Source organism: Pedobacter cryoconitis, from assembly GCF_003259615.1.
Taxonomy (GTDB): Bacteria; Bacteroidota; Bacteroidia; order Sphingobacteriales; family Sphingobacteriaceae; genus Pedobacter; species Pedobacter cryoconitis.
In genome coordinates this window covers 1-1,126 of record NZ_QLLR01000083.1, presented here as the reverse complement: position 1 = coordinate 1,126, position 1,126 = coordinate 1, and the positions used below count along the sequence as shown (strand labels likewise).

Annotated in this window: 1 rRNA gene; it reads right to left on the bottom strand. The window is 49.9% G+C overall.

Features of this window, described 5'->3' with window-relative positions:
• Positions 1-73: 73 nt before the first annotated feature.
• Positions 74-1,126 (bottom strand): 16S ribosomal RNA (locus LY11_RS26470); the annotation flags it as partial.

The following is a 1,126-nucleotide window of genomic DNA, read 5'->3' as shown; positions in this document are numbered from 1 at the left end:
TATATACAACTGTCACTTTTTCAAGTTTTCCTCAGTATATCATTTACGCAGCGAGTAATCTATCTTGCTCCAGAAAGGAGGTATTCCAGCCGCACCTTCCGGTACGGCTACCTTGTTACGACTTAGCCCCAGTTATCGGTTTTACCCTAGGACGCTCCTTGCGGTTACATACTTTAGGTACCCCCAACTTCCATGGCTTGACGGGCGGTGTGTACAAGGCCCGGGAACGTATTCACCGTATCATTGCTGATATACGATTACTAGCGAATCCAACTTCAAGAGGTCGAGTTGCAGACCTCTATCCGAACTGTGAATGGCTTTTGGAGATTTGCTTGCTGTTACCAGCTTGCTGCCCTCTGTACCATCCATTGTAGCACGTGTGTAGCCCCGGACGTAAGGGCCATGATGACTTGACGTCGTCCCCTCCTTCCTCTCTGTTTGCACAGGCAGTCTGTTTAGAGTCCCCACCATAACGTGCTGGCAACTAAACATAGGGGTTGCGCTCGTTGCGGGACTTAACCCAACACCTCACGGCACGAGCTGACGACAGCCATGCAGCACCTAGTTTCGTGTCCTTGCGGACTCATCTATCTCTAAATGATTCACTAACTTTCAAGCCCGGGTAAGGTTCCTCGCGTATCATCGAATTAAACCACATGCTCCTCCGCTTGTGCGGGCCCCCGTCAATTCCTTTGAGTTTCAATCTTGCGACCGTACTCCCCAGGTGGAATACTTAACGCTTTCGCTTAGCCGCTAACTGTGTATCGCTAACAGCGAGTATTCATCGTTTAGGGCGTGGACTACCAGGGTATCTAATCCTGTTTGATCCCCACGCTTTCGTGCCTCAGCGTCAATATAACCATAGTAAGCTGCCTTCGCAATCGGTGTTCTGTGACATATCTATGCATTTCACCGCTACTTGTCACATTCCGCCTACCTCTAGTTCATTCAAGCTCTTCAGTATCAAGGGCACTGCGATGGTTGAGCCACCGTCTTTCACCCCTGACTTAAAAAGCCGCCTACGCACCCTTTAAACCCAATAAATCCGGATAACGCTTGGATCCTCCGTATTACCGCGGCTGCTGGCACGGAGTTAGCCGATCCTTATTCCTTCGGTACATTCAGC